Below are 22,851 nucleotides of genomic sequence, written 5' to 3' on the forward strand. Positions count from 1 at the left end.
ACTGTTGTGTTTAATTAGTTCTGAGTTTAAACAATTTATTTCAACTCAAATATATTCTGTTAATGATTGATCTAGCCTTCGTCAGGTCTAGATGCTGTGATAAATCACAGAAGTTAATAAAATGTAAATCAATATTTACTTCTTATTAATTTCTATAATCTAAACACTTAGCTTATTACTTCGTAATAAATGGTGGAGACTAACGGAGTCGAACCGTTGACCTCCTGCGTGCAAAGCAGGCGCTCTACCAACTAAGCTAAGTCCCCAGCTTATCATTTAGATTCAATGTATCTTCAATTCTGTACTTATAAACCATAAATGGCTCATTCAGTTGTCAGGATGGTGGGTCTGACAAGACTTGAACTTGTGACCCCACGCTTATCAAGCGTGTGCTCTAACCAACTGAGCTACAGACCCTCAGATACATCTGTCATGAAGAACAACTTGTTGTGGATTCTTACCGATCGTCAATCTTTCGTTAAGGAGGTGATCCAGCCGCAGGTTCCCCTACGGCTACCTTGTTACGACTTCACCCCAGTCATCGGCCACACCGTGGTAAGCGTCCTCCTTGCGGTTAGACTACCTACTTCTGGTGCAACAAATTCCCATGGTGTGACGGGCGGTGTGTACAAGGCCCGGGAACGTATTCACCGCGGCATTCTGATCCGCGATTACTAGCGATTCCGACTTCATGGAGTCGAGTTGCAGACTCCAATCCGGACTACGATCGGCTTTTTGAGATTAGCATCCTATCGCTAGGTAGCAACCCTTTGTACCGACCATTGTAGCACGTGTGTAGCCCTGGTCGTAAGGGCCATGATGACTTGACGTCGTCCCCGCCTTCCTCCAGTTTGTCACTGGCAGTATCCTTAAAGTTCCCGGCATTACCCGCTGGCAAATAAGGAAAAGGGTTGCGCTCGTTGCGGGACTTAACCCAACATCTCACGACACGAGCTGACGACAGCCATGCAGCACCTGTATGTAAGCTCCCGAAGGCACCAATCCATCTCTGGAAAGTTCTTACTATGTCAAGACCAGGTAAGGTTCTTCGCGTTGCATCGAATTAAACCACATGCTCCACCGCTTGTGCGGGCCCCCGTCAATTCATTTGAGTTTTAGTCTTGCGACCGTACTCCCCAGGCGGTCTACTTATCGCGTTAGCTGCGCCACTAAAGTCTCAAAGACCCCAACGGCTAGTAGACATCGTTTACGGCATGGACTACCAGGGTATCTAATCCTGTTTGCTCCCCATGCTTTCGTGCCTCAGTGTCAGTATTAGGCCAGATGGCTGCCTTCGCCATCGGTATTCCTCCAGATCTCTACGCATTTCACCGCTACACCTGGAATTCTACCATCCTCTCCCATACTCTAGTCTCCCAGTATCGAATGCAATTCCTAAGTTAAGCTCAGGGATTTCACATCCGACTTAAAAGACCACCTACGCACGCTTTACGCCCAGTAAATCCGATTAACGCTCGCACCCTCTGTATTACCGCGGCTGCTGGCACAGAGTTAGCCGGTGCTTATTCTGCGGGTAACGTCCACTATCCTAGAGTATTAATCTAAGTAGCCTCCTCCCCGCTTAAAGTGCTTTACAACCAAAAGGCCTTCTTCACACACGCGGCATGGCTGGATCAGGGTTCCCCCCATTGTCCAATATTCCCCACTGCTGCCTCCCGTAGGAGTCTGGGCCGTGTCTCAGTCCCAGTGTGGCGGATCATCCTCTCAGACCCGCTACAGATCGTCGCCTTGGTAGGCCTTTACCCCACCAACTAGCTAATCCGACTTAGGCTCATCTATTAGCGCAAGGCCCGAAGGTCCCCTGCTTTCTCCCGTAGGACGTATGCGGTATTAGCGTTCCTTTCGAAACGTTGTCCCCCACTAATAGGTAGATTCCTAAGCATTACTCACCCGTCCGCCGCTAAGATAAGGTGCAAGCACCTCATCTCCGCTCGACTTGCATGTGTTAAGCCTGCCGCCAGCGTTCAATCTGAGCCATGATCAAACTCTTCAGTTTAATATTGCTTAGTGCCTTAAAGGGCACCAATCTTGGCTCATCAATTTTCTGACAAATATTTCTCAAATAAACTTCGAGTAATTTCTACCATCAATCAATGAAAATAATTTCGATCAATCAATCAGTAAAAATCCACACAAGTTGTTCTTCATAAGCTCTTAATGATCTTCTCACTGGTTCGTCACCAGCAAGCTAGGTCGGCTATACTACTCTCTTTCAGAGAATAGTCAACAGGTTTTATTGATTATTTTCAAACTCCTTCAAGATCCTTAGAATTAACCCTTAAGCCAACCCCTTGTTTCTCAACAAGTTTTAATCAACATCACCGCCGATGGATACGCATTATAGGTGAAAAAAATTCTCATACAACCCCTTTTTTAAATTAAACGAACTAGCCGTTCATTTTTCAAACCACAAAAACAATAAATACATGATTTTATTAAATAATTTATTTTAACATTCTTTTTAAAAGCTATTTTTGTGCTAAATAAGCCAAGATCATATTCGATAATTCATCTCTAAGCTGTTGTTCTGAAATAAGAAAACCATTATTACTCACATAGCGCATCATGGTAAACAAAGTACTATTAATGATGACAAACGACTTATGTTTAAGCGTTTCAAAATCCCAATGCCGATAAAAGCGATTAAATAGATACATTCCCAATTCAAAAAAGTGCTTTTCTAAAATTTGTGCTGCTTCTGAATTGTTATAGCCATGCCAATGTTTTAATACTTCAATAAAGAAACCACTTTCCGCTCGCATCACATCAAAGCCAAATTGGATACTTAAAGGAATAATCTCCTGAATGCTTAATTGCGCTTGTGTAACCACCATCTGTTTTAACGCCAAGCCTAAGTTTTCACTTTTACGGCGCAATAGTTCCTGAATAATCTCTTCTTTATTTTCAAAATATTGATATAGAGAGCCAACACTGACGCCTGCCTTTTCTGCAATTTTGGGTGTGGTGATTTGCATTAAGCCCTGCTCCACAATACAGATTTGGGCGGCTTGTAAAATATGATCAACAATCAGTTTTGCTCGTTGTTGTTGTGGTTTTTTTCTCATGCTTTGACTCACATTAGGAATGCGAATTGAATACGAATAAATATTCATATTAGAGTTTGATTAAACAATAATCAGGATGATCCTGCAATGTCAACGATCACGATTCTCAAACGATTAGCGCCATTTGAAAAAATGCTTAACTCCAACTGGAAAACCCAAATACTGAGTTTGCTCACAGGACAGCATTTGCAGCCCACTTATGCAGAATACTTGTCTTTGAATCAAGCGTTGCAAAAGGGCGATACAGCTATGGATCAAGTCATCGTTTGGATGATGCAAAATCCTAAATTACACCAACAATATTTTGAAACAGCATTGTTTAAAGGATTAGATCAATTGGCTGAACCCATTCCCGAACTCATCGCATTTTTTAATACGGTGCAAACTCTGCCCAATTGGGTCGATCAAGCTAAAATTGAACAGGCGCTTAACTTCACCCATCGTTTAGGCATCAACAATGGTTTTATTCTGCGTGATTTATCATTAATGACCGGTTATTTATATCCTGGATTTAATCAGCCGCTAGTGCTGACAGGTGCACTAAAAAAACAGGCTGGCACACGTTTAGCTGAAACCACGAAATGGTGGATCGACATTACTGAAGCTGATGGCTTACAACGCTTTAATGCCGGTTTTACCTCAACCCTTTATGTACGTTTCATTCATGCCCTAGTCCGTCATCAATTAAAAAAATCGGAACGCTGGGATGCTGAGACATGGGGCACGCCAATCAATCAGTTCGATCTAGCCATGACCAATATTGCTTTTAGTGGTGTGGTTTTGATTGGCATTCGTGCGCTGGGGGTTTTTCCCAATCAAGATGAAGTCGACAGCTTTCTGCATTTTTGGAAATATATTGGCTGGCTCATGGGCGTAGATGAAAAATGGCTGGTCCATAAAGAGTCTGATGGATGGAAACTGCTTTATTGGATGCAACATGCACATCCGCAATCGGATCACTCCAGTTTTGAATTAGGTTCGAGTCTATCCAAAGAACCTTTTGAACGTCAGTATCGTTATTTAAAACCTTTACAACAAAAACTAGCATATCGCCAGCATTTAGAAGTGACGCAATTTTTTATTGGTCGTCAAAAGATGCAAAAACTGGGTTTAAAGCATCGCCCAGCAGCGTGGTTTGCTTATTACTTAATTGCGCGAAATGTTGTGCTGTATACCAGTGCCAAATATTCACCTAAATTGAGTCAACGCCTGCAACATCGTGGTCGCAATATTCAAAAACTAGGGTTGGCTTTATATCAAAGCAAAGCCAAACAGTTGGCCAGTATGCATCAATAGCACTATTTTCTTTGCTGATACTTTCCTATCGCTCAAAAACAAAAAACCGAGTATTTGAACTCGGTTTTTTGCACATCAAAAACTTAGAACTTCATGCTGATGCGTGCCCAATAATTACGACCGGTATTATTGAATTGCTCATTACTGGCAAAACCAAAACCTGAACTTCCGGCTTTATTTAAGTGTTCGGTGTAGGTTTTATCTAAAACGTTATCCACACCAACAGCCACATCAATATCTTGCATTAGGTGATAAGAGGCATTTAACGCCAGTGTGCTAAACGCTTTGCTCTCATTCATGTCATAACCCACGATATTACCTTGATTTAAGCTAATACGATCTTGTTTCGCCACCACACGCCACAACATGCCCAAGGTATATTTATCTTGAACATAACGCAGATTAAAGCGTCCTTCTAACGGCGCGATTTGCGGTAATGCTTTGTTGTCTGTAGTGTTTTCACCCCATGCATACATAGCGCTCATATCCGCCTGAATAGCATCACTAAATTGATAACCTAATCCTGCTTCCGCCCCTGCAATGGTGGCATCGATATTTTTCGCCCCTGCACTGAAGCTTGAGCCATGACCATGCCCGCCTGAGGTTGGATGATTATGATAACTCATTAAAATATAGTCATTAATCAAACCTGCATAAGCTGAAACCCATGAATTAAAAGCACCATGCTGATGTTGATAACCCATATCTAGCTGCAAGGTTTTTTCAGTGTCCAAATCATTAAAAGTAGGCTTTGACATGCCTGAATTACCATGCGCAGTACTGAATAACTCCCAATAATCAGGGACACGTTCAACATAGCCTAAACCAATATAGCTTTTGGCATCATGTTCAGGGTGTTGATTTTCCAAACGAATAAAACCACTAGGTAAAGTTTCTGAACGGTCATCATTGAGCTTCAGCGCATCAATTTTGACTTGGTCCAGTCGTGCACCTGTCACCAGCTTTGAGTTTTCACTCAATTGATAACCGAGTTCACCAAATGCACCATAAGACTGAAATTTCATATTGGTGGTCAATGGTGTATTCATTGAAGGCATGACATACATAATCATGCTTCCTGCATGATTATTCTGCTGAGAGTCAATTCCAGTGATTAAATTCAGTTTGTCCCACTCACTGGTCATGGCGAAACGGGTATTCAAAGTACGGCGGGTGACTTGCATCTCTGATGGATTCGCGACCATTTGATGCGTCATCATGTCGTGTGTCATCGGTGGCGTTCTTAATCTAAAGTTATCCATGACATGGTCGTTATAACTATAGTTCACCTGCCCTTCGACTTTCTGAATCACATCGGTCAGGTTTTTCTTTTCAAAACGCAGTCCCAGACTTTCACGAGCAAATTGTGAACCATCCATATCACGGCCTGCATATAAAGCCTCACCATCCGACTTTCCACCCGTCAGCTCCAGCCACGTATTTTCATCTGGTGTCCAACCCAATGCGACATCTGCATTCCAACGCTCCCAAGCAGAAGGTACTGTATTACCATCACCATCTTGATAACTATTCGATTCAGAACGATTAGCATTTAAACGAATGTATTTGGTTTCATCACCTAGTGCTGTTTCAATATTATGATCTAAACGACCAAATGAACCCATCAACACACTGGCTTGACCTTGATAAGGTTTTTCAGCAGTGAGTTCTGGTTTTTTTCGTTCAAAAATAACCGTTGCCGCTGAACCTGTATTGGCGTATTGCACGGTTTGCGGGCCTTTAACCACAGAAATTTGATCATAACTTTCAGGAGAAATATAAGAGGTTGGCGCATCCATACGACTTGGACAAGCCCCTAAATTTTCAGTGCCATCTGCCAAGATTTTAATCCGTGAACCAAACATGCCACGGAAGGTCACATCACTGTTGGTTCCACCATTTTTAATGGCACTAAAGCCCATAATACTTTGTAAATAATCAGCACCATCTGTTGCAGGCACAGGCTGAATAGGTTGCTTAGGATCTGCCCGAACAATCAGTCCATTGGCATCATTGCCCTGCTGTGCTGTTACTACAATTGGTGCTAGGGTATGAACTTCTTTTGCTAAAGCATCGGTTGATGTTTCTGCCATCACCACACCTGATGCACAGGCGACAGCAATTGCAGCGGCTAAAGGCTGTAAAAAAAATTGTGGCTGAGCCATTTTAAAATCTCACTTAAAACATAAATACAACTGGTCTGGAGTCAACCCAGACCCTTAAATTTTTAAAACGTTGATTTATGCAAAAAGTGGCGGTGCGCGCCCTTGGGGCAAGAGAAATAAGCGTTGTAACGCAAACCAAATATGGCTAAATGTTTGCTGAAAAGCAATTAAACGAATTTGAATTCGATCTAATACTTCTTTCACATCTAGTTCGGGTGGTAAAACCAAGTTGCCATACACGGTACAATACTGACAATGGTGATTCGCATCATGCTCGTGCCCTGCAGATTCAGAAGCATGTGCATGGTCTGCTTGCACAACAATATGATGAGAAGTGTGATGTGCCGATGAGCTTTGCGATGCATGATGATCTGATGTATCTAATAAAAGTGCACGCGTAATAGTTTCACAGACCGGTGCAATTTGATATTGCGTCGGAAGCAAAGGCTGTAGAAAAACAGCAATCTGTAAAAATACGGCTACAAAAGAAAGTAGCAGAGCACTACGTAGAAACAAAGGCAAATCCTAAAATTTGTCGGCCACAAGTATAACAAAGCCCAATCGAAATTGAGCTTGATCTTGTTGATTTTACAATAAAGTTGAAAAAACCACTCCGCTTAACGTTTTACCGCCACTTGATCTTTCTGACGTTGACGCACAGTTTTTTCCACTTTTTCACGTGCGCGTTGACGTTTTAATGGCGAAAGATAATCCACAAACAGCTTACCGTTTAAGTGATCCATTTCATGCTGAATGCAAACAGCGAGAAGTCCGTCAGCTTCCTGCTCAAATGTCTGCCCCTCAAGATTCACTGCTTCAATTTTTACACGTGACGGACGCGAAACTTTATCGTATATTTGAGGCACTGACAGACAGCCTTCTTCATACGGCTGTGTCTCTTGCGTCAATGGCGTAATTTTGGGGTTAATAAAAACCATGGGTTCGTTTTTATCTTCAGATAAATCCATGACAATCAGCTGAATATGTTGATCGACTTGTGTAGCAGCCAAACCAATGCCGGGTGCTTCATACATTGTTTCAAACATATCTGCGACTAACTGACGAATTTCATCAGTGACTTCTTCGACTGGTTTTGCAATGGTACGAAGACGGGGATCGGGGAAACTTAAAATAGGTAATAAGGCCATACGACGTCCTCACTTATGCCATTGATCAAAAAACAAAATGAAGGAATGCTTCATTAAAAAATTGTGTGTAATATCGTTATTATAACGCAACTGCATACATAATTTTAGGAATTATGATAATGAAAAAGGTTTTGAAGGGCATGCCAACTTTTAGTGCCTTGGGGTTTAAAAAACAATTATTAGCACTCGCCATCTGTGTCAGTGTTGGGGCTGGAATTGTAACCACTGCCGAAGCGGCACCTGCGCGCAATGTCAATCCACCCGCATTAAAAGCCAGTGCACCTCAAGTTTATATCGTAAAAAAAGGCGATACGCTTTGGGATATCTCCAAAAGATTTTTAAAAAATCCAGTCCGTTGGCCTGAAATTTGGGCAAGCAATAAACATGTGAAAAACCCACACTGGATTTTCCCAGGCGATCGTTTACTCATGTGTACACACAATGGCAAACCCCTTATTGGTAAAGATGAAGGTGATGGTTGTGAAGGCATCATTCGTCGCTATACGGGTCATACCAAAATGCAACCTCAGGTTCGCATTGAATCGCTCAACAATGCCATTCCTGTGATTCCACTAGATCATATTGTGAAATGGCTTGAACGCAGTATGGTCATTTCACCAGATGCCTTACAAAACACGCCTTATATTGTCGGTGCTTCCGATGACCGTGTATTGGCTGCCAAAGGCCAAACTGTTTACGCACGCGGTAATGGCATGACGGTCGGCCAACGCTATGCGGTCTATCGCGAAGGTGAACCGTATATGCTAACAGATGCCACTGGTAAAAAATTTAATGCAGGTACTGAACTGACGCAAGTGGCTTCTGGGATTGCAATTCGTGGTGAAAACAATATTACCACCCTTGAATTAACAGATACTTATAATGAAGAAGTACGTCGAAGCGATCATGTATTGCCTGAATACGATCCAATGCTTCCAACACTGTTTTATCCGACCAGTGCTGAAAATATCACTGCAGGTGGTAGTATTGTCCGTGTTCTTGGTTCGATTGGAATGGCTGCAGCCAGTAGCGTGGTCGCGATTGATCGTGGTTCATTACAAGGCGTTCAAACTGGCTATGTCTTCAATGTGAATCAAAAAGGTCAACTGGTCACCGATCAAAAAACCAAAGAAAAAATTCATCTTCCTGATCAACGTATTGCCAATATTATGGTATTCAAAACCTTTGATAACCTAAGCTATGCTTACGTACTTGACAGTGAACTACCAATTAAAGTCGGTGCTGCAATTTTGCCACCACTTTTGGATGATTAATCTGACCTAGGTTACTTTATGCTAAACCCGTTATCACAAGTGCAAATTGAAACAATTACCTTGTGGTATCTGGTTCAGCATTCACTCTCCAGTTTCTATAAAATTCAAGGCCATTACCCGATTTTGTCCGAAGCCTTTTCGCCCAATCAATTGGCTATTTGGCAAGCTTTAGGCATTCATAAAAATCATTTACAACGGTTTCAAGAATTTCACACATCTGAAGGTCAGAAAAACTTTCAACACTGCCTACAACAGATTCAACAATCGAGTGATTTTGTTCTGATTTTTTCAGAAGCGAATTATCCACAACAACTGCTCCCTTATATAGATAAACCACCTCTTATTTTTGGTCAGGGCAATGCTCAAGTACTGCTCCAACCTCAGGTCGCCATTGTCGGAAGTCGTAAACCAAGCCCACATGGCCGTCAAGTGGCTTATGACTTTGCTTTTTATTTAAGTGAACAAGGCTTTTATATTAATAGTGGCTTAGCCCAAGGCATTGACCAAGCAGCGCATCAAGCTGCCTTAAAAAATCAACGTACCATTGCAGTAATGGCAACAGGACTCGATCAAACCTACCCCACGCAGCATCAAGCTTTAAGAGAAGACATTTTGCAAAATGGCGGTGCTGTTATTACGGAATTTCTTCCTCAGACGCCCCCATTGCAACACCATTTTCCACGACGCAACCGTATCGTCAGTGGCTTAAGTCTTGGGGTCATTGTCGCAGAGGCAGCCTTAAAAAGTGGCTCATTGATTACAGCCAAAATTGCAGCCGAACAAGGAAAAGTGGTTTTTGCCATTCCTGGACATATTTATGGTGAGTTTCATCAAGGTTGTCATCAACTGATTCGTGAAGGCGCCATTCTGATTGACCATCCACAACAAGTCATTGAAGATTTAGCCTTACCGACACAGTGGCAATCCACACACATTACCGCAGAAAAATCTGAGCCAATAACTATCAGTCTGAATGTTCCAGAACATTTAATCTCACTCTATAACCAGTTGGATTGGACAGGTCAAGGCTTAGACGGACTGGCTCAACATTTGCATATTGATGTGGCGACCTTAACAGCACAATTAATGGAATTGGAACTTTTAGGATTGGCCATGCAACAAGCTGGTTGCTATCTGCGTTGTCGTCCAACGTAATAAGGTTCACAATAGAGCTTATTTATTTTGATAAGGTCTATCTCTGATGATTACCACCTCTGTTGCCAAAGCAGCGATCTGCCTTAAAAAAGGACAGGTCTTGGCATATCCTACAGAGGCCGTTTGGGGCTTAGGTTGTGACCCTTATAACGAGCATGCATTTCATGAAATTTTAAGATTAAAACAACGCCCTCTAGAAAAAGGAGTCATCTTGTTGGCTGCCAATATTTCACAAATCGAGCACTTATTAACAACACTGCCCTCTCAAATGCGTGAACAAGTCATTGCGTCATGGAGCAACCATAGTGCAATTGAACGAGCCACCACGTGGTTATTGCCTGCAGGAGATGAAATTCCCAGTTGGATTAAAGGCAACCATTCTAAAGTTGCTGTCAGAGTCACTACACACTCGCTTTGCGTCGCTCTTTGTCAGGCCTTTAATGGCTTTATTGTTTCTACCAGTGCAAACCCTGCTGGGCTTTCTCCTGCCCGCTCGCTACAAGAAGCCACTCGATACTTCGCCCAAGAATTACAATACTTAAATGGCGATTTAGGCTTGAGTCAAGAACCCAGCCGAATTATTGATGCCGAAACAGGTGAAGTGATTCGTGCATAATGCAACTTTGCTTTTGCGATAGGCAAAAAAAAGCTCAGCCATATAGGATCGGCTGAGCATGAAAAAGGATGTGCATAAAATCACATCCAGAGGGTCTGATAATTTCAGAGAAAACACTGAAGGTATTCTTAAGAATATCTTCACCACTTTCGATGGCGCTATTATGTGATAAAGCACTTTTTAAAACCAATAGATTTTTCCTATAACAAATGAGTTTATATAGATTATCCAATTTAAAAACAGTACCTTATTAAATGTAACTTTTTATTTTTGATCAATTTAATTACAGTTTAAGCTAGTTTTTACTAGGTAAAAACTAGCTATTAATATAATTTTTTTACAAAAATAATTTAGTTAAATGCTATTTACATCCCGCTTTAGCTCATTTTTCCAACACCAATAGTGGTTTTCTTTGCGCCAGTATGACACCCAATATAGCCAAAACTGTTCCAATCGTGTGATAAATACTCCACTGTTCTGCAAGCCAAAAATAAGCAATCACCGCAGTAAAAATTGGCATGAGGTTCATAAACACACTGGTTCTATTTGGCCCCATCGCTTGCACAGCCATTATCCAGACCAGAGGTGCGACCAATGAAGGGAATATTCCTGCGTATAAAACACTGCCCACATTCTGTGCATCAATTCGGTCTAAGCCTAACCATAAAACGAATGGCAGGTGATATAACAAAGCAAAAAATATTTGCACATACAAACTGGTAAATAAAGGGATTTTTAACTGCCATTTCTTCAAAAAAACGCCATAAAAAGCATAAAAGAAAACCGCAAATATCATAATAATATCGCCCGAATGCCCTCCTAAAGACACTAAATTGGCGAAGTTTCCTTTGGCAATAACCAATAACAAACCAGAAAATGAAATGATACAACCAATCACTGCAAAGCGATTTGGCCATTCCTTCAAAATAAAAATAGAAACGAAAATAGTAAATACAGGAATAAAGGCGTTAATAATGCCCATATTGGTTGCACTGGTATAATGCGCGGCACTATAACTTAAGCCTTGATACAGCACCATGCCAAAAGCCGCTAAAACCGCCAGCTGCTTCCAATGCTGAACCACCATGCTGCGTTGACGAATTAATTGTGGCCAGACAAATGGTGTTAATAATATAAAAGCAATGAACCAGCGGTAAAAACTAATACTAACGGGCGAGATAAATTCGGCAACATAACGTGTCACCACAATGTTTAATGACCAGAAAAATACGGCTATCACAGGCAAGAGGACAGACCATTTGGCTAATTTTGGATTTAATTCCATGATTCGATTCTTTACTCAATTTCAGTATCTATACTGCCCGATGTCCGATATAAATTAAATATTGATTTTCAGACTTCTATATTGCTTCACCGACATGCCCAAACCAATACACACTCAGGTCTCTTCAATCTATGCAAAATGATTTAGAACATCGAATTGAAATCACAGAACTTTTCTATCAACAGCACGATATCGCTTACCCACACAGTTGTATTTGGGGCGATTTTAATTTTTGCCTAAATGGTGTTTTAGAATATGAAGTAGATCATCAACTTCATTTGTCTCCCCCGAGTTATGGACTTTGGCTTCCACCACGTGTGGCACACCATGCCATTGCTGTCGATAAACACACGACACATTATGTGGCTATTCGCCTTGATCCTGCACTCTGCCTAGATTTTTCTACGCAAGCTGAAATGCTCAGTATTACCCCATTCTTTCGCCACTTAATTCAAGAAATTTTTCGACTACAACATCAAGGCGATGATTTACAGTCTTATAGGCATTTACTCCAAGTGGTACTCGATCAGCTGAAAGTCGCGCCAAAGCACAATCACTACTTACCTCAATCTCACCATTCTCTGTTAGAACCGATACTTGCCGACTTATCATCGCCAAAATACTTCAGTAAAAGCCTGCAACAAATTTTAAGGCAATACCCAATCAGTGAACGGCAACTCCTTAGAATCAGTCAGACAGAATTACAACTCAGTCTGTCCGAGTGGCGTAACCGAGCAAAAGTTTTATATGCCATTACCCAATTGCGCCAAGGTCTTTCAATTAAAGCCTTAAGTTTAGAATTAGGTTATCAACACAGTTCTAATTTTATTGAATTTTTTAAACGCTATACGGGACAAACACCTGCTCAACTAAAAACCAGTACAAAAACAAAATGAGCATTATGGTCTAAGCGCTTTAAATATCATCGCCTCAAACCTTTATAAGAAAAATTCGACCATGCATTTTTTGAATAAAAAACCTATTTTCACTCTCATTTCAGCACCCAGAAAGAAAGCCGATAAAAAAGATAAAACAAAAACGAACAATACTTGCTCCTCATCCATTTTCCAGTTACAACATTCAAGTCAAACAACATATAAACAGGTTTTTTCATGGCAACATCAGCATATAACATTCCCGTAAAAACCATTGATGGTACGGAAACTACCTTAAACCAATATCAAGGTAAGGTGCTTCTCATTGTTAATGTGGCGTCTAAATGTGGCTTAACCCCGCAATATGAAGGCTTAGAACAACTTTATAAAGATAAAAAATCCGAAGGTTTAGAAATTTTAGGCTTCCCTGCCAATAACTTTTTAGAACAAGAGCCAGGCTCAGATGAAGAAATTCAACAATTCTGTTCTTTAAACTATCAAGTTGATTTTCCTTTATTTTCAAAAATTTCTGTTGCAGGTGAAGATAAGCATCCGCTCTACACCGCACTGATTAGTGCCGTGCCTGAACGTCTTGGCGAAGGCCCATGGAAAAAGGACCTGATTGATTATGGCCTAACCCCAAATGAAGCCCCTGAAGTGCTGTGGAATTTCGAAAAGTTCTTAGTGAATAAATCAGGAGAAATTATTGGTCGTTTTGCACCCGATATTCAGGCCGATGATGCCCGTCTTGTCGATGCTATTAACGCTGAATTAGCCAAGTAATCCAACATCTTATAGGAAGTGAGCACATCACTTCCTTTTTTATTGATGCACAGTACGTATTTTCTTATTTTCATCATTCGACAGTAGCACCATGCGCGTAAAAGAATGCTTTTTGTTATTACTTTGCAACAATCTATTTTTAATTCACATTTCACCCTTATATTCACTCAGAGTCAAAATTAATTAATATTTAGAGATTAAACAGCATTATGAAAAAATTCCTGCAAGGCGCTTTACTTCCTTTCGGTATTTTTATTACAGGTATGACGCTATTGGGTTGCGATCAAGTGGCTCAATCTGAGAATCAAGAATCTGAAACCCATCAAATGAATACAGCTCCTGACACAACGAATACCACCGCGCAGACTGAACTAAAAAATGGCAATATGTTTTATGTGATTCGTGATGTTGCTGATTTACAGCTAAAAGCTGGCGATTATATTGGGCAACTGCAACAAACCAAAACAGATTTACAAAGTGCAGTAAATGCACAAGATCATGAAGCACTGCAACACAAGGCAACGCAGTTACGAAAGCAACTGACTGATTTCAATCAGGCTTTAACCAGTATCAATTTAAAAACACAAGAAATTTCAGACATCCGTCAAAACCTATTAACGGCCAATGAGCAAGTCCTAGCAACGCCATTTTTAAATGGTCAAGTTGACCTAAGTAAAGTCGATTTGAAAAAAATAGAGCAACAAATGGGTTCTATTCAATCTGAAATGCTGAAACTTGCATCTATGTTGCTTCAAAACAACAGTGACCACAGCAACTCTTCTGAAAATTCTGAATCCTAAAACATCAAATACTGAAAATCTCAACTCAGGCTCATAGCATCTTTGCTATGGGCTTTTTATCACTACGTTCAATCGACATCAAATTACTTTAAAGTTAAATTCTAAAATAAAAACAGATCATTTATAAAACAGATCTTTCTTCAGAAAAACTCAAATAACGCTTAATTTTTTGGATACACTATTGCTTGCATTCCAGCTCATTTTTTAAAGCCAATACGCATGCAACTGATTATTTTTACAGGCATTCAAGCCTCTGGAAAATCGACCTTTTATCAGCAGTATTTTAGCAGTACACATTTACGGATTAATCTAGACATGCTAAAAACACGGCATCGTGAAAATATAATTTTTGAAGCGGGTTTAGCCTCTAAAACTAAAATGGTGATTGATAATACCAACCCTGACGATGAATCTCGGGCACGTTATATTCAACGCGCCAAAGATGCAGGCTTTGAAGTGATTGCATATTATTTTAAAACCGATTTAAACAGTACTTTAGAACGAAATAAGCAACGTCAAGGCAAAGCCTATATTCCTGAAATTGGCGTTCGAGCAACCTATAAAAAAATACAGATCCCCCATTTAAGCGAAGGATTTTCTGAAATTTTTCAGGTCAAAATTATAGGTCATGGCGAATTTTCTATTCTGCCTATGTCAGATTAATACTTATGGTATTTTTTGACTGTTTTGCCATGCTTTGAAAGTGGCTTGCATTGCATTGCGTTCATACGGTTTTGCCAATCGGCTTTCCATACTCGAAAAATCACCTATGTAGGCAGAAGCAATAATGGATTTCGCTAATTCATCAATACCAGTGCGACCATGATGCTCATAAGCTTGTATCTCATCATTGGTTAAAACCAAATCCCAACATGACACTACGGAACTCATATCTACCGCAATACTAAGATAATAATGTATATCTTCTTGATAAAGTTCCCAAAAATGCGGTTCAAAGGCAATCAAATTCATATAAATTAATTAAAAATTGTAATTGATTGAAAGTAATCTAAGTTCCGCACAAAATATATGCAACTTTAGATAAACCCTATATTTGCTCTTATTTTTCACAAAAAAAACCACCCTTTCGGGTGGTTTTTTTAAATCTTAAACAGTCGCTTATTGAGCGCGGTTTTTGATTTTGCGGATCGTTTCTAGCTGAGCAACAGTTTCTGCCAAAACAGCAAGTGCTGCAGCTGTGTCCAAATCGCTCTTTTGATTAGCAAGCAAAGCTTCAGCGTTTTTACGCGCTTCTAAAATTGCAGCTTCATCTAAGTTTTCTGCACGAACTGCTGTATCAGCAAGAATCGTCACAACATGCGGTTGAACTTCTAGAACACCACCAGATACATAGATTAACTCTTCTGTACCGTTTTCCAACAGAACGCGAATTGCGCCCGGTTGAAGCAAAGTTACTAGTGGCGCGTGACCAGGCATAATACCCAACTCACCACCAGCACCTTTTGCAATTAGCATCGTTACAGTGCCAGAGTACAAAGACTCTTTTACACTTACAACATCACACTGCATAGTAGACATGAGAATCCCCTAAATTAGAGTTGCTAATTAAAGTTTCTCAGCTTTAGCAATCACTTCGTCAATACCACCAACCATATAGAACGCTTGTTCTGGAATGTGGTCGTATTCACCAGCTAGAAGACCTTTAAAGCCACGAATCGTTTCTTTAAGAGATACTAATTTACCAGGCGCGCCAGTAAATACTTCAGCTACGTGGAATGGTTGAGAGAAGAAACGTTGGATTTTACGCGCACGGTAAACAACCAATTTATCTTCTTCTGCAAGCTCATCCATACCCAAAATTGCGATGATGTCTTTAAGCTCTTTATAACGTTGCAGAATGTTCTGTACAGAACGTGCAATTTCATAATGCTCAGCACCAACAACTAAAGGATCTAGCTGACGTGAAGTTGAGTCTAGTGGATCGATCGCTGGGTAAATACCAGAAGATGCGATGTCACGGCTCAATACAACAGTTGCGTCTAAGTGAGCAAATGTTGTCGCAGGCGATGGATCTGTTAAGTCATCGGCAGGTACATATACCGCTTGAATTGACGTAATAGAACCAGACTTAGTCGATGTAATACGTTCTTGAAGAACACCCATCTCTTCTGCAAGTGTAGGCTGATAACCTACTGCAGATGGCATACGACCTAGAAGTGCTGATACTTCAGTACCCGCTAGTGTATAACGATAGATGTTATCTACGAACAATAGTACGTCACGGCCTTTACCGTTTTCGTCTTTCTCGTCACGGAAATATTCAGCCATGGTCAAACCAGTCAACGCTACGCGTAAACGGTTACCCGGTGGCTCGTTCATCTGACCGTAGACCATTGCTACTTTGTCTAGAACGTTAGAATCTTTCATTTCATGATAGAAGTCATTACCTTCACGAGTACGCTCACCAACACCAGCAAACACAGATAAACCTGAGTGAGCTTTCGCGATGTTGTTGATCAATTCCATCATGTTTACAGTTTTACCAACACCGGCACCACCGAACAAACCAACTTTACCACCTTTCGCAAACGGGCAAAGTAAGTCAATGACTTTAATACCAGTTTCTAAAAGGTCAGTAGATGCTGCTTGTTCTGCATAAGAAGGTGCTGCACGGTGAATTGGCAAACGCGCTTCAGTTGCAACTGGACCAGCTTCGTCGATTGGGCGACCAAGAACGTCCATGATACGACCTAAACAAGCTGTACCTACAGGTACAGAAATAGGCGCGCCAGTGTTAACGACGTTCAAACCACGTTTAAGACCTTCAGTAGATCCCATTGCAATTGTACGAACTACACCATCACCAAGTTGTTGCTGAACTTCTAAAGTAGTTTCAGTACCGTCAACTTGGAGAGCGTCATAGATCTTAGGAACGTTATTACGTTCAAACTCGACGTCGATAACCGCGCCGATGATCTGAATGATACGACCGCTACTCATTGCTGTCTCCTCAATTCAAAATAATGTTAAACGGCAGCGGCACCACCAACGATCTCAGAAATTTCCTGAGTAATCGCGGCTTGACGCAGCTTGTTATAAATAAGTTGTAGGCTCTTAATGATGTCGCCTGCGTTGTCTGTTGCAGCTTTCATTGCAACCATACGTGCAGACTGTTCACATGCGATGTTTTCAATCACACCTTGATACACCACAGACTCGATATAGCGAACCAATAAGCCATTTAAAAGCTCTTCAGCTTCTGGCTCATACAGATAGTCCCAACCGTATTGACGGTTCAAACCCTTGTCCGTATCAGCTGCTGCCAAAGGAACAAGTTGTTCAACTTTTTGATTTTGAGTCATGGCATTAACAAAGCCGTTTGACACAAGATAAATACGATCTAACTCGCCTTTATCATAAGCATCCAACATCACTTGTACAGAACCAGCTAACTGTTCAAGACTTGGTGTATCACCGACATTTGTCGTTGCACCAAGTACTTTACCGCCGTAGTTTTTAAAAAACGAAACCGCTTTTTGACCAATTAAAGCAAATTGAACTTCAATTGACTGCTCTTGTTGCTGTTGGACGTGTTTGACCACTTTTTTGAACAAGTTAATGTTCAAACCACCAGCAAGGCCACGATCTGAAGAAACAATAATATAGCCAACGCGTTTTACAGGGCGTTCAACCATATAACGATGTTTATATTCAGGATTCGCTTGAACCAAATGAGCAATTACACGGTGCATATTTTCGGCATACGGACGGCCCTGAGCCATGCGCTCTTGCGCACGACGCATCTTAGAAGCTGCTACCATCTGCATCGCGCGAGTAATTTTCTGCGTGCTTTTGATACTAGCTACTTTGGCGCGAATTTCTTTTAAGTTTGCCATACGCTTAACCTAGTATTCGAAAGCCCTTTCGAGCTTCCGAAGGTTGATTCCGTGAACCAAACCGACACTAAATTTCAAATCAATTGAAAATTAGTAAGTTTGAGTCGCTTTAAAGCTTTCAATACCTGCTTTGAATGCTGCTTCGATTTCTTTATCCCAAGCACCAGACTCGTCAATTTTTTGCATTAACGCAGCATTTTCTGAACGGAAGTAAGAAACAAGCGCAGCATCAAAGTCTACGATTTTCTTCACTTCAACGTCAGTCATATAACCTTCGTTAGATGCATAAATTGAAACAGCTTGGTCAGCGATTGAATATGGAGCATATTGTTTTTGCTTCATTAATTCAGTTACGCGTTGACCATGTTCTAATTGCTTACGCGTTGCTTCATCAAGATCAGAAGCAAACTGAGCGAACGCTGCCAATTCACGATATTGCGCCAAAGCAGTACGGATACCACCAGACAATTTTTTGATGATCTTGGTTTGAGCAGAACCACCAACACGAGATACAGAGATACCCGCGTTCACAGCAGGACGAATACCTGCGTTGAACAATGATGTTTCTAGGAAGATCTGACCATCAGTAATCGAAATTACGTTCGTTGGTACGAATGCAGATACGTCACCCGCTTGAGTTTCAATAATCGGCAATGCAGTTAATGAACCAGTTTGGCCTTTCACTTCACCGTTAGTGAATTTCTCAACGTAGTCAGCAGATACACGAGAAGCACGTTCAAGTAGACGCGAGTGTAGATAGAACACGTCACCTGGGTATGCTTCACGACCTGGTGGACGGCGTAAAAGCAATGAAATTTGACGATACGCAACAGCTTGTTTAGACAAGTCATCATAAATGATAAGCGCGTCTTCACCGCGGTCACGGAAGTATTCGCCCATTGTACAGCCAGAGTACGGAGCCAAATACAGCATTGCTGCTGGATCAGATGCACCTGCTGCGACAACAGTTGTATACGCCATAGCGCCAGTTTCTTCTAGCTTGCGTACAACGTTAGCGATAGTCGATTGTTTTTGACCAATAGCTACGTATACACATTTAATGCCAGAGTGTTTCTGAGCGATGATCGCATCGATCGCCATTGCTGTTTTACCAGTTTGACGGTCACCAATGATCAACTCACGTTGACCACGGCCTACAGGGATCATTGTATCTACTGATTTATAACCAGTTTGTACAGGTTCATCCACTGATTGACGCCAAATTACGCCTGGTGCTACTTTTTCAACAGCATCAGTTAATTTAGCATCAATTGGGCCTTTAGCATCAATTGGGTTACCCAAAGCATCTACTACACGGCCTAAAAGTTCTGGACCAACCGGAACTTCTAATACACGACCTGTGCAACGCGCTTTCTGACCTTCTTGAAGGCTTAAGTAGTTACCTAAAACAACGACGCCCACTGAATCCTGTTCTAGGTTCAGTGCCATACCAAATAAGCCGCCGTCGAATTCGATCATTTCACCGTACATAGCATCAGCTAGGCCGTGAATACGCACAATACCGTCGGAAACCATAACAATGGTCCCTTCGTTTTTAGCGGTCGCGCTGGTGTCCAGATCGCCGATACGCTGTTTAATGAGCGCACTGATCTCGGATGGATTCAGTTGTTGCATTGCGCTATACCTCAATCTTTTTTAAGTTCAGTCTTCAATGCAATTAAGCAAGAAGACGTGTCCGCATTTTCTCAAGCTTGTTAAGCGCAGAATCATCTATCACTTGGTCGCCTGCACGAATAACTACACCAGCAATTAACTCTGGTTTAACTTCAACAGAAACATTTACAGCTGCTTCAAAACGTTTTTCCAACGCATGTACCAGCAATTGTTCCTGTACAGAAGTCAATGGGAATGCTGATTCAATCACAACATCCACAGTATTGTTATTCTGTGACTTGAGCTGCTCGTATTCTTCTGCAATTTCAGGTAAAAGCGCCAGACGATCATTTTCGGCAAGCAATGTCAAAAAGTTTGACACTGCAGCGGTCTGATCTTCACCTAAAACTTTGGCAAAAATACTTACCTGCTCTGCAGGAGTAAGCTCAGGGCGATTCAAGTAAGCTGAAAATGCTTCATCTTGCATTGCTGCACTAAGCAATTCTAATACATTTGACCAAGAGTCAACTGCACCTTGCTCAGAAGCATAAGCAAATGCTGCCTTAGCGTATGGGCGTGCCAACGTCAAGAGTTCAGCCATAATCGCCTCTCTTAAAGTTTAGCAGCCAGCTGAGTCAGCATGGCATTGTGAGCTTCTGCATCAACTTGCTGGCTAAGAATTTTCTCAGCACCAGTAACTGCCAAAGCAGCAACTTGTTGACGTAATTCTTCACGAGCAGAATTGATTTCAGTATCAACAGCTTCTTTAGCCTGTTGACGAATACGCTCACCTTCAGCAGATGCTTGAGTACGCGCTTCTTCGACCAATTGTGCACCGCGGCGGTTCGCTTGTTCAATCAATTGAGCCGCTTGTGCTTTAGCTGCATCTAATTCAGCTTTCACTTGAGCTTGCGCATCGGCAAGATCAGCTTTCGCTTTTTCAGCTGCATTTAAGCCATCAGCGATTTTGCGCTGACGCTCACTAATCGCATTGATTAGTGGTGGCCATACGAACTTCATACAGAATGCGACAAAAATCGCAAACGAGATCGCTTGACCAATCAATGTGAGGTTAATATTCATTGCTATTCCTCAATAGTTTAATTTAGGAATTAAGCTGATTAACCTACAAACGGATTAGCGAAGATGAAGAACAAGCCAATACCAACACCAATCATAGGCACAGCATCAAGAAGACCTGCGATTAAGAACATACGAGTTTGAAGTTGTGGAGCCAATTCTGGTTGACGCGCAACAGCTTCAAGAAAACGGCCGCCTAGAAGACCAAAACCAATCGCAGTACCTAAAGCACCAAAAGCGATCAAGATAGCAGATGCAATTGCAACTAGACCTAAAGTGAGTTCCATGAAAAATTCCTCGGAGGTTAGGTATATACCAAGTTAAGTTAAAAAATCTGTGCCCAACCATCCATTGATAGTTAGGCAATACCATTAATGCTTTTCGCTTGCCATGCTTAGATAAACGATGGTGAGCATCATAAAAATAAAAGCTTGCAGGGTGATAATCAAAATATGGAAAATCGCCCAAGGCACAGACAATGCCCATTGGATCCAAAACGGTAGTAGCGCGATCAAGATAAAGATCAATTCACCCGCATACATGTTACCGAATAGTCGAAGCGCCAATGAGATCGGACGCGCAAGAAAAGTTACCAATTCCAAAAGCAAGTTAAATGGAATTAAAAGCGCTTTAGCGATTGGGTTACTTGGGTTAAATGGATTCAGTGCCAATTCACCTACAAAACCACCTATACCTTTTTCACGAATACTGTAAAAAATAATAAGTGCAAATACAGATAAAGACATCCCTAAAGTGACGTTAGGATCTGTTGTAGGAACAATTTTGAAATACACGCTATGTGGATCCATACCAAATACATTGCTACCAATAAGAGTTGCAAGATGTGGAATAAAATCTACAGGCATTAAGTCCATTAAGTTCATGAGGAAAATCCACACGAAAATGGTTAAAGCCAAGGGTGCAATCAAGCGAGACTTTCCATGGAAAGTATCACGCACACTCGAGTCTACGAACTCGATAATCATTTCAATTGCTGATTGGAATTTTGTTGGAACGCCCGCTTGCGCAGCTTTCGCAACTATCCAAAACATCAAACAGAAAATCACACCAAGGCCAATAGACCAACCCATTGAATCCAAGTGAATTGCAGTGAACCCCATCTGTTGAGCTTCAGCACCACTTTCAGCCAATTTCCAAGTACCATCTGGCATTTTGCCATAGGTCATATTGGTCAAATGGTGCTTGATATACTCGGTCGAAGTAAGGGCATGTTCTTCAGCAGCCATAAATCACACCTGGTCAATGTCAAAAAACTAATGGAACTCACGAATATCGCGTGCTGCTTGATATCTCGTTCGTTCCTGAAAAAACTTTTCAATTTTTGTTGCGTTTATACTCGTTTCTGCAGACGTGACGCCCAAAATGGAGCGACCCACGACATGGATTGAACAAGAATAAATCCACAAAACAATGCTGCCGGTGATAGTGGCTTTACATTGCTCAAAATTAAAATAAATCCAACAATCACAATTGCAAACTTACCCATCATGCCACGGTACATATTTAACAGTACTTGTTTCGTGGCTCGAGCACCAGCGGCTCGAAATGACTGCCATGTAAAATAGCAACTTGCCAGCCAACACACCAACGCACCCAAGGCTGCGCTTAATGCTACGGTTGAGTCTTTGAGAACCCACCCTATTAAGGCTGAAACAGGAATCATTAATGCTTGTAAGATGACCAAAGCTTTCGCTAATCGTCGATCAATCATGCGACTAGTTCGGCTCATTTTTTACTCACTCACAGCATTTATGCTTGACAAGTTTAACAGATGATTATTTTTAATCGCAGGCATT

General features: G+C 41.3%; 23 protein-coding genes, 2 tRNA genes and 1 rRNA gene. 8 read left to right on the plus strand and 18 right to left on the minus strand.

The annotated features are described in order from the left end of the window. Window positions 1-190: 190 nt before the first annotated feature. The 4 genes from BBP83_RS02310 to BBP83_RS02325 form a co-directional block, all read right to left on the minus strand. A tRNA-Ala gene (locus BBP83_RS02310) sits at window positions 191-266 on the minus strand. Window positions 267-340: 74 nt separating this feature from the next. Continuing rightward, window positions 341-417 (minus strand) — tRNA-Ile (locus BBP83_RS02315). Between the two features lie 62 nt (window positions 418-479). Then, window positions 480-2,017: ribosomal RNA gene (locus BBP83_RS02320) — 16S ribosomal RNA — on the minus strand. Between the two features lie 472 nt (window positions 2,018-2,489). Further along, window positions 2,490-3,086 (minus strand): TetR/AcrR family transcriptional regulator, encoded by a 597-nt coding sequence (locus tag BBP83_RS02325; protein WP_068885961.1) that lies wholly within the window; start codon window positions 3,084-3,086, stop codon window positions 2,490-2,492. Between the two features lie 87 nt (window positions 3,087-3,173). On the opposite strand from BBP83_RS02325, the gene BBP83_RS02330 reads away from it, so the two are divergent. After that, the gene (locus BBP83_RS02330) at window positions 3,174-4,382 is read left to right on the plus strand and encodes an oxygenase MpaB family protein (RefSeq protein WP_068885787.1); all 1,209 of its coding nucleotides are present in this window, start codon (window positions 3,174-3,176) and stop codon (window positions 4,380-4,382) included. Between the two features lie 83 nt (window positions 4,383-4,465). On the opposite strand, the gene BBP83_RS02335 is transcribed toward BBP83_RS02330, so the two are convergent. The 3 genes from BBP83_RS02335 to def form a co-directional block, all read right to left on the minus strand. Continuing rightward, window positions 4,466-6,547 (minus strand): TonB-dependent copper receptor, encoded by a 2,082-nt coding sequence (locus tag BBP83_RS02335; protein ID WP_068885788.1) that lies wholly within the window; start codon window positions 6,545-6,547, stop codon window positions 4,466-4,468. A gap of 75 nt (window positions 6,548-6,622) precedes the next feature. Beyond that, entirely contained in the window at window positions 6,623-7,063 is a 441-nt protein-coding gene (locus tag BBP83_RS02340) for a DUF2946 family protein (protein WP_068885789.1), read from the minus strand. Between the two features lie 101 nt (window positions 7,064-7,164). Next, window positions 7,165-7,695: a peptide deformylase gene (def, locus tag BBP83_RS02345; protein WP_068885790.1), complete on the minus strand. Its 531-nt coding sequence runs from the start codon at window positions 7,693-7,695 to the stop codon at window positions 7,165-7,167. 119 nt (window positions 7,696-7,814) lie between these two features. On the opposite strand from def, the gene BBP83_RS02350 reads away from it, so the two are divergent. The 3 genes from BBP83_RS02350 to tsaC are packed head-to-tail and all read left to right on the plus strand — an operon-like array spanning window position 7,815 to window position 10,740. Beyond that, the gene (locus BBP83_RS02350; RefSeq protein WP_068885791.1) at window positions 7,815-8,969 is read left to right on the plus strand and encodes a LysM peptidoglycan-binding domain-containing protein; all 1,155 of its coding nucleotides are present in this window, start codon (window positions 7,815-7,817) and stop codon (window positions 8,967-8,969) included. Window positions 8,970-8,987: 18 nt separating this feature from the next. Further along, window positions 8,988-10,124, plus strand: a complete 1,137-nt coding sequence (gene dprA / locus BBP83_RS02355) for a DNA-processing protein DprA (protein ID WP_068885792.1) — start codon at window positions 8,988-8,990, stop codon at window positions 10,122-10,124. A gap of 46 nt (window positions 10,125-10,170) precedes the next feature. Next, complete coding sequence (tsaC, locus tag BBP83_RS02360) at window positions 10,171-10,740, plus strand: L-threonylcarbamoyladenylate synthase type 1 TsaC (RefSeq protein WP_068885793.1); 570 nt, start codon at window positions 10,171-10,173, stop codon at window positions 10,738-10,740. A gap of 382 nt (window positions 10,741-11,122) precedes the next feature. Here tsaC and BBP83_RS02365 read toward each other — a convergent pair whose 3' ends face one another. Continuing rightward, a complete protein-coding gene (locus tag BBP83_RS02365; RefSeq protein WP_068885794.1) occupies window positions 11,123-12,025 on the minus strand; it encodes a DMT family transporter in 903 nt (300 codons plus the stop codon). 131 nt (window positions 12,026-12,156) lie between these two features. Here BBP83_RS02365 and BBP83_RS02370 point away from each other — a divergent pair, with 131 nt between their 5' ends. The 4 genes from BBP83_RS02370 (at window position 12,157) to BBP83_RS02385 (ending at window position 15,146) form a co-directional block, all read left to right on the plus strand. Beyond that, complete coding sequence (locus BBP83_RS02370) at window positions 12,157-12,921, plus strand: AraC family transcriptional regulator (RefSeq protein WP_068885795.1); 765 nt, start codon at window positions 12,157-12,159, stop codon at window positions 12,919-12,921. Between the two features lie 216 nt (window positions 12,922-13,137). Next, the gene (locus tag BBP83_RS02375) at window positions 13,138-13,683 is read left to right on the plus strand and encodes a glutathione peroxidase (RefSeq protein ID WP_068885796.1); all 546 of its coding nucleotides are present in this window, start codon (window positions 13,138-13,140) and stop codon (window positions 13,681-13,683) included. Window positions 13,684-13,892: 209 nt separating this feature from the next. Continuing rightward, window positions 13,893-14,483, plus strand: a complete 591-nt coding sequence (locus tag BBP83_RS02380; RefSeq protein ID WP_068885797.1) for a hypothetical protein — start codon at window positions 13,893-13,895, stop codon at window positions 14,481-14,483. Window positions 14,484-14,702: 219 nt separating this feature from the next. Continuing rightward, window positions 14,703-15,146, plus strand: coding sequence for an AAA family ATPase (locus BBP83_RS02385; RefSeq protein WP_068885798.1), 444 nt, complete (start codon window positions 14,703-14,705; stop codon window positions 15,144-15,146). Window positions 15,147-15,149: 3 nt separating this feature from the next. Here the strand turns inward: BBP83_RS02385 and BBP83_RS02390 are convergent, their stop codons facing one another. The 10 genes from BBP83_RS02390 to BBP83_RS02435 all read right to left on the minus strand — a co-directional run bounded on the left by BBP83_RS02390 (window position 15,150) and on the right by BBP83_RS02435 (window position 22,784). After that, on the minus strand, window positions 15,150-15,455 hold the full coding sequence (locus BBP83_RS02390) for a hypothetical protein (protein WP_068885799.1): 306 nt from the start codon (window positions 15,453-15,455) through the stop codon (window positions 15,150-15,152). A 147-nt stretch (window positions 15,456-15,602) separates the two neighbouring features. Beyond that, window positions 15,603-16,022, minus strand: coding sequence for a F0F1 ATP synthase subunit epsilon (locus tag BBP83_RS02395; RefSeq protein WP_067670561.1), 420 nt, complete (start codon window positions 16,020-16,022; stop codon window positions 15,603-15,605). A 27-nt stretch (window positions 16,023-16,049) separates the two neighbouring features. Further along, window positions 16,050-17,444 (minus strand): F0F1 ATP synthase subunit beta, encoded by a 1,395-nt coding sequence (gene atpD, locus BBP83_RS02400; protein WP_068885800.1) that lies wholly within the window; start codon window positions 17,442-17,444, stop codon window positions 16,050-16,052. Between the two features lie 26 nt (window positions 17,445-17,470). After that, a complete protein-coding gene (gene atpG / locus BBP83_RS02405) occupies window positions 17,471-18,340 on the minus strand; it encodes a F0F1 ATP synthase subunit gamma (RefSeq protein ID WP_068885801.1) in 870 nt (289 codons plus the stop codon). A gap of 90 nt (window positions 18,341-18,430) precedes the next feature. Then, window positions 18,431-19,975, minus strand: coding sequence for a F0F1 ATP synthase subunit alpha (gene atpA, locus BBP83_RS02410; protein WP_068885802.1), 1,545 nt, complete (start codon window positions 19,973-19,975; stop codon window positions 18,431-18,433). Window positions 19,976-20,018: 43 nt separating this feature from the next. Beyond that, on the minus strand, window positions 20,019-20,555 hold the full coding sequence (locus BBP83_RS02415) for a F0F1 ATP synthase subunit delta (protein WP_068885803.1): 537 nt from the start codon (window positions 20,553-20,555) through the stop codon (window positions 20,019-20,021). An 11-nt stretch (window positions 20,556-20,566) separates the two neighbouring features. Further along, on the minus strand, window positions 20,567-21,037 hold the full coding sequence (locus tag BBP83_RS02420) for a F0F1 ATP synthase subunit B (RefSeq protein WP_067670551.1): 471 nt from the start codon (window positions 21,035-21,037) through the stop codon (window positions 20,567-20,569). A 38-nt stretch (window positions 21,038-21,075) separates the two neighbouring features. Continuing rightward, window positions 21,076-21,321, minus strand: coding sequence for a F0F1 ATP synthase subunit C (atpE, locus tag BBP83_RS02425; RefSeq protein ID WP_000424060.1), 246 nt, complete (start codon window positions 21,319-21,321; stop codon window positions 21,076-21,078). 84 nt (window positions 21,322-21,405) lie between these two features. Beyond that, complete coding sequence (gene atpB / locus BBP83_RS02430) at window positions 21,406-22,281, minus strand: F0F1 ATP synthase subunit A (protein ID WP_068885804.1); 876 nt, start codon at window positions 22,279-22,281, stop codon at window positions 21,406-21,408. A 104-nt stretch (window positions 22,282-22,385) separates the two neighbouring features. Next, complete coding sequence (locus BBP83_RS02435) at window positions 22,386-22,784, minus strand: ATP synthase subunit I (protein ID WP_068885805.1); 399 nt, start codon at window positions 22,782-22,784, stop codon at window positions 22,386-22,388. Between the last annotated feature and the right edge of the window lie 67 nt (window positions 22,785-22,851).

It is taken from the genome of Acinetobacter celticus (genome assembly GCF_001707755.1).
Lineage (GTDB): Bacteria > Pseudomonadota > Gammaproteobacteria > Pseudomonadales > Moraxellaceae > Acinetobacter > Acinetobacter celticus.

Excerpts from the sequence above, each read along its gene's own strand:
- BBP83_RS02335 (WP_068885788.1), bottom strand. The coding sequence starts at position 6,547 with ATGGCTCAGCCACAATTTTTTTTACAGCCTTTAGCCGCTGCAATTGCT.
- dprA (WP_068885792.1), top strand. The coding sequence starts at position 8,988 with ATGCTAAACCCGTTATCACAAGTGCAAATTGAAACAATTACCTTGTGG.
- BBP83_RS02350 (WP_068885791.1), top strand. The coding sequence starts at position 7,815 with ATGAAAAAGGTTTTGAAGGGCATGCCAACTTTTAGTGCCTTGGGGTTT.
- atpG (WP_068885801.1), bottom strand. The coding sequence starts at position 18,340 with ATGGCAAACTTAAAAGAAATTCGCGCCAAAGTAGCTAGTATCAAAAGC.
- BBP83_RS02325 (WP_068885961.1), bottom strand. The coding sequence starts at position 3,086 with ATGAGAAAAAAACCACAACAACAACGAGCAAAACTGATTGTTGATCAT.
- BBP83_RS02380 (WP_068885797.1), top strand. The coding sequence starts at position 13,893 with ATGAAAAAATTCCTGCAAGGCGCTTTACTTCCTTTCGGTATTTTTATT.
- BBP83_RS02370 (WP_068885795.1), top strand. The coding sequence starts at position 12,157 with ATGCAAAATGATTTAGAACATCGAATTGAAATCACAGAACTTTTCTAT.
- atpA (WP_068885802.1), bottom strand. The coding sequence starts at position 19,975 with ATGCAACAACTGAATCCATCCGAGATCAGTGCGCTCATTAAACAGCGT.
- BBP83_RS02390 (WP_068885799.1), bottom strand. The coding sequence starts at position 15,455 with ATGAATTTGATTGCCTTTGAACCGCATTTTTGGGAACTTTATCAAGAA.
- atpD (WP_068885800.1), bottom strand. The coding sequence starts at position 17,444 with ATGAGTAGCGGTCGTATCATTCAGATCATCGGCGCGGTTATCGACGTC.
- BBP83_RS02415 (WP_068885803.1), bottom strand. The coding sequence starts at position 20,555 with ATGGCTGAACTCTTGACGTTGGCACGCCCATACGCTAAGGCAGCATTT.
- def (WP_068885790.1), bottom strand. The coding sequence starts at position 7,695 with ATGGCCTTATTACCTATTTTAAGTTTCCCCGATCCCCGTCTTCGTACC.
- BBP83_RS02375 (WP_068885796.1), top strand. The coding sequence starts at position 13,138 with ATGGCAACATCAGCATATAACATTCCCGTAAAAACCATTGATGGTACG.
- BBP83_RS02435 (WP_068885805.1), bottom strand. The coding sequence starts at position 22,784 with ATGAGCCGAACTAGTCGCATGATTGATCGACGATTAGCGAAAGCTTTG.
- atpB (WP_068885804.1), bottom strand. The coding sequence starts at position 22,281 with ATGGCTGCTGAAGAACATGCCCTTACTTCGACCGAGTATATCAAGCAC.
- tsaC (WP_068885793.1), top strand. The coding sequence starts at position 10,171 with ATGATTACCACCTCTGTTGCCAAAGCAGCGATCTGCCTTAAAAAAGGA.
- atpE (WP_000424060.1), bottom strand. The coding sequence starts at position 21,321 with ATGGAACTCACTTTAGGTCTAGTTGCAATTGCATCTGCTATCTTGATC.
- BBP83_RS02385 (WP_068885798.1), top strand. The coding sequence starts at position 14,703 with ATGCAACTGATTATTTTTACAGGCATTCAAGCCTCTGGAAAATCGACC.
- BBP83_RS02330 (WP_068885787.1), top strand. The coding sequence starts at position 3,174 with ATGTCAACGATCACGATTCTCAAACGATTAGCGCCATTTGAAAAAATG.
- BBP83_RS02365 (WP_068885794.1), bottom strand. The coding sequence starts at position 12,025 with ATGGAATTAAATCCAAAATTAGCCAAATGGTCTGTCCTCTTGCCTGTG.
- BBP83_RS02420 (WP_067670551.1), bottom strand. The coding sequence starts at position 21,037 with ATGAATATTAACCTCACATTGATTGGTCAAGCGATCTCGTTTGCGATT.
- BBP83_RS02395 (WP_067670561.1), bottom strand. The coding sequence starts at position 16,022 with ATGTCTACTATGCAGTGTGATGTTGTAAGTGTAAAAGAGTCTTTGTAC.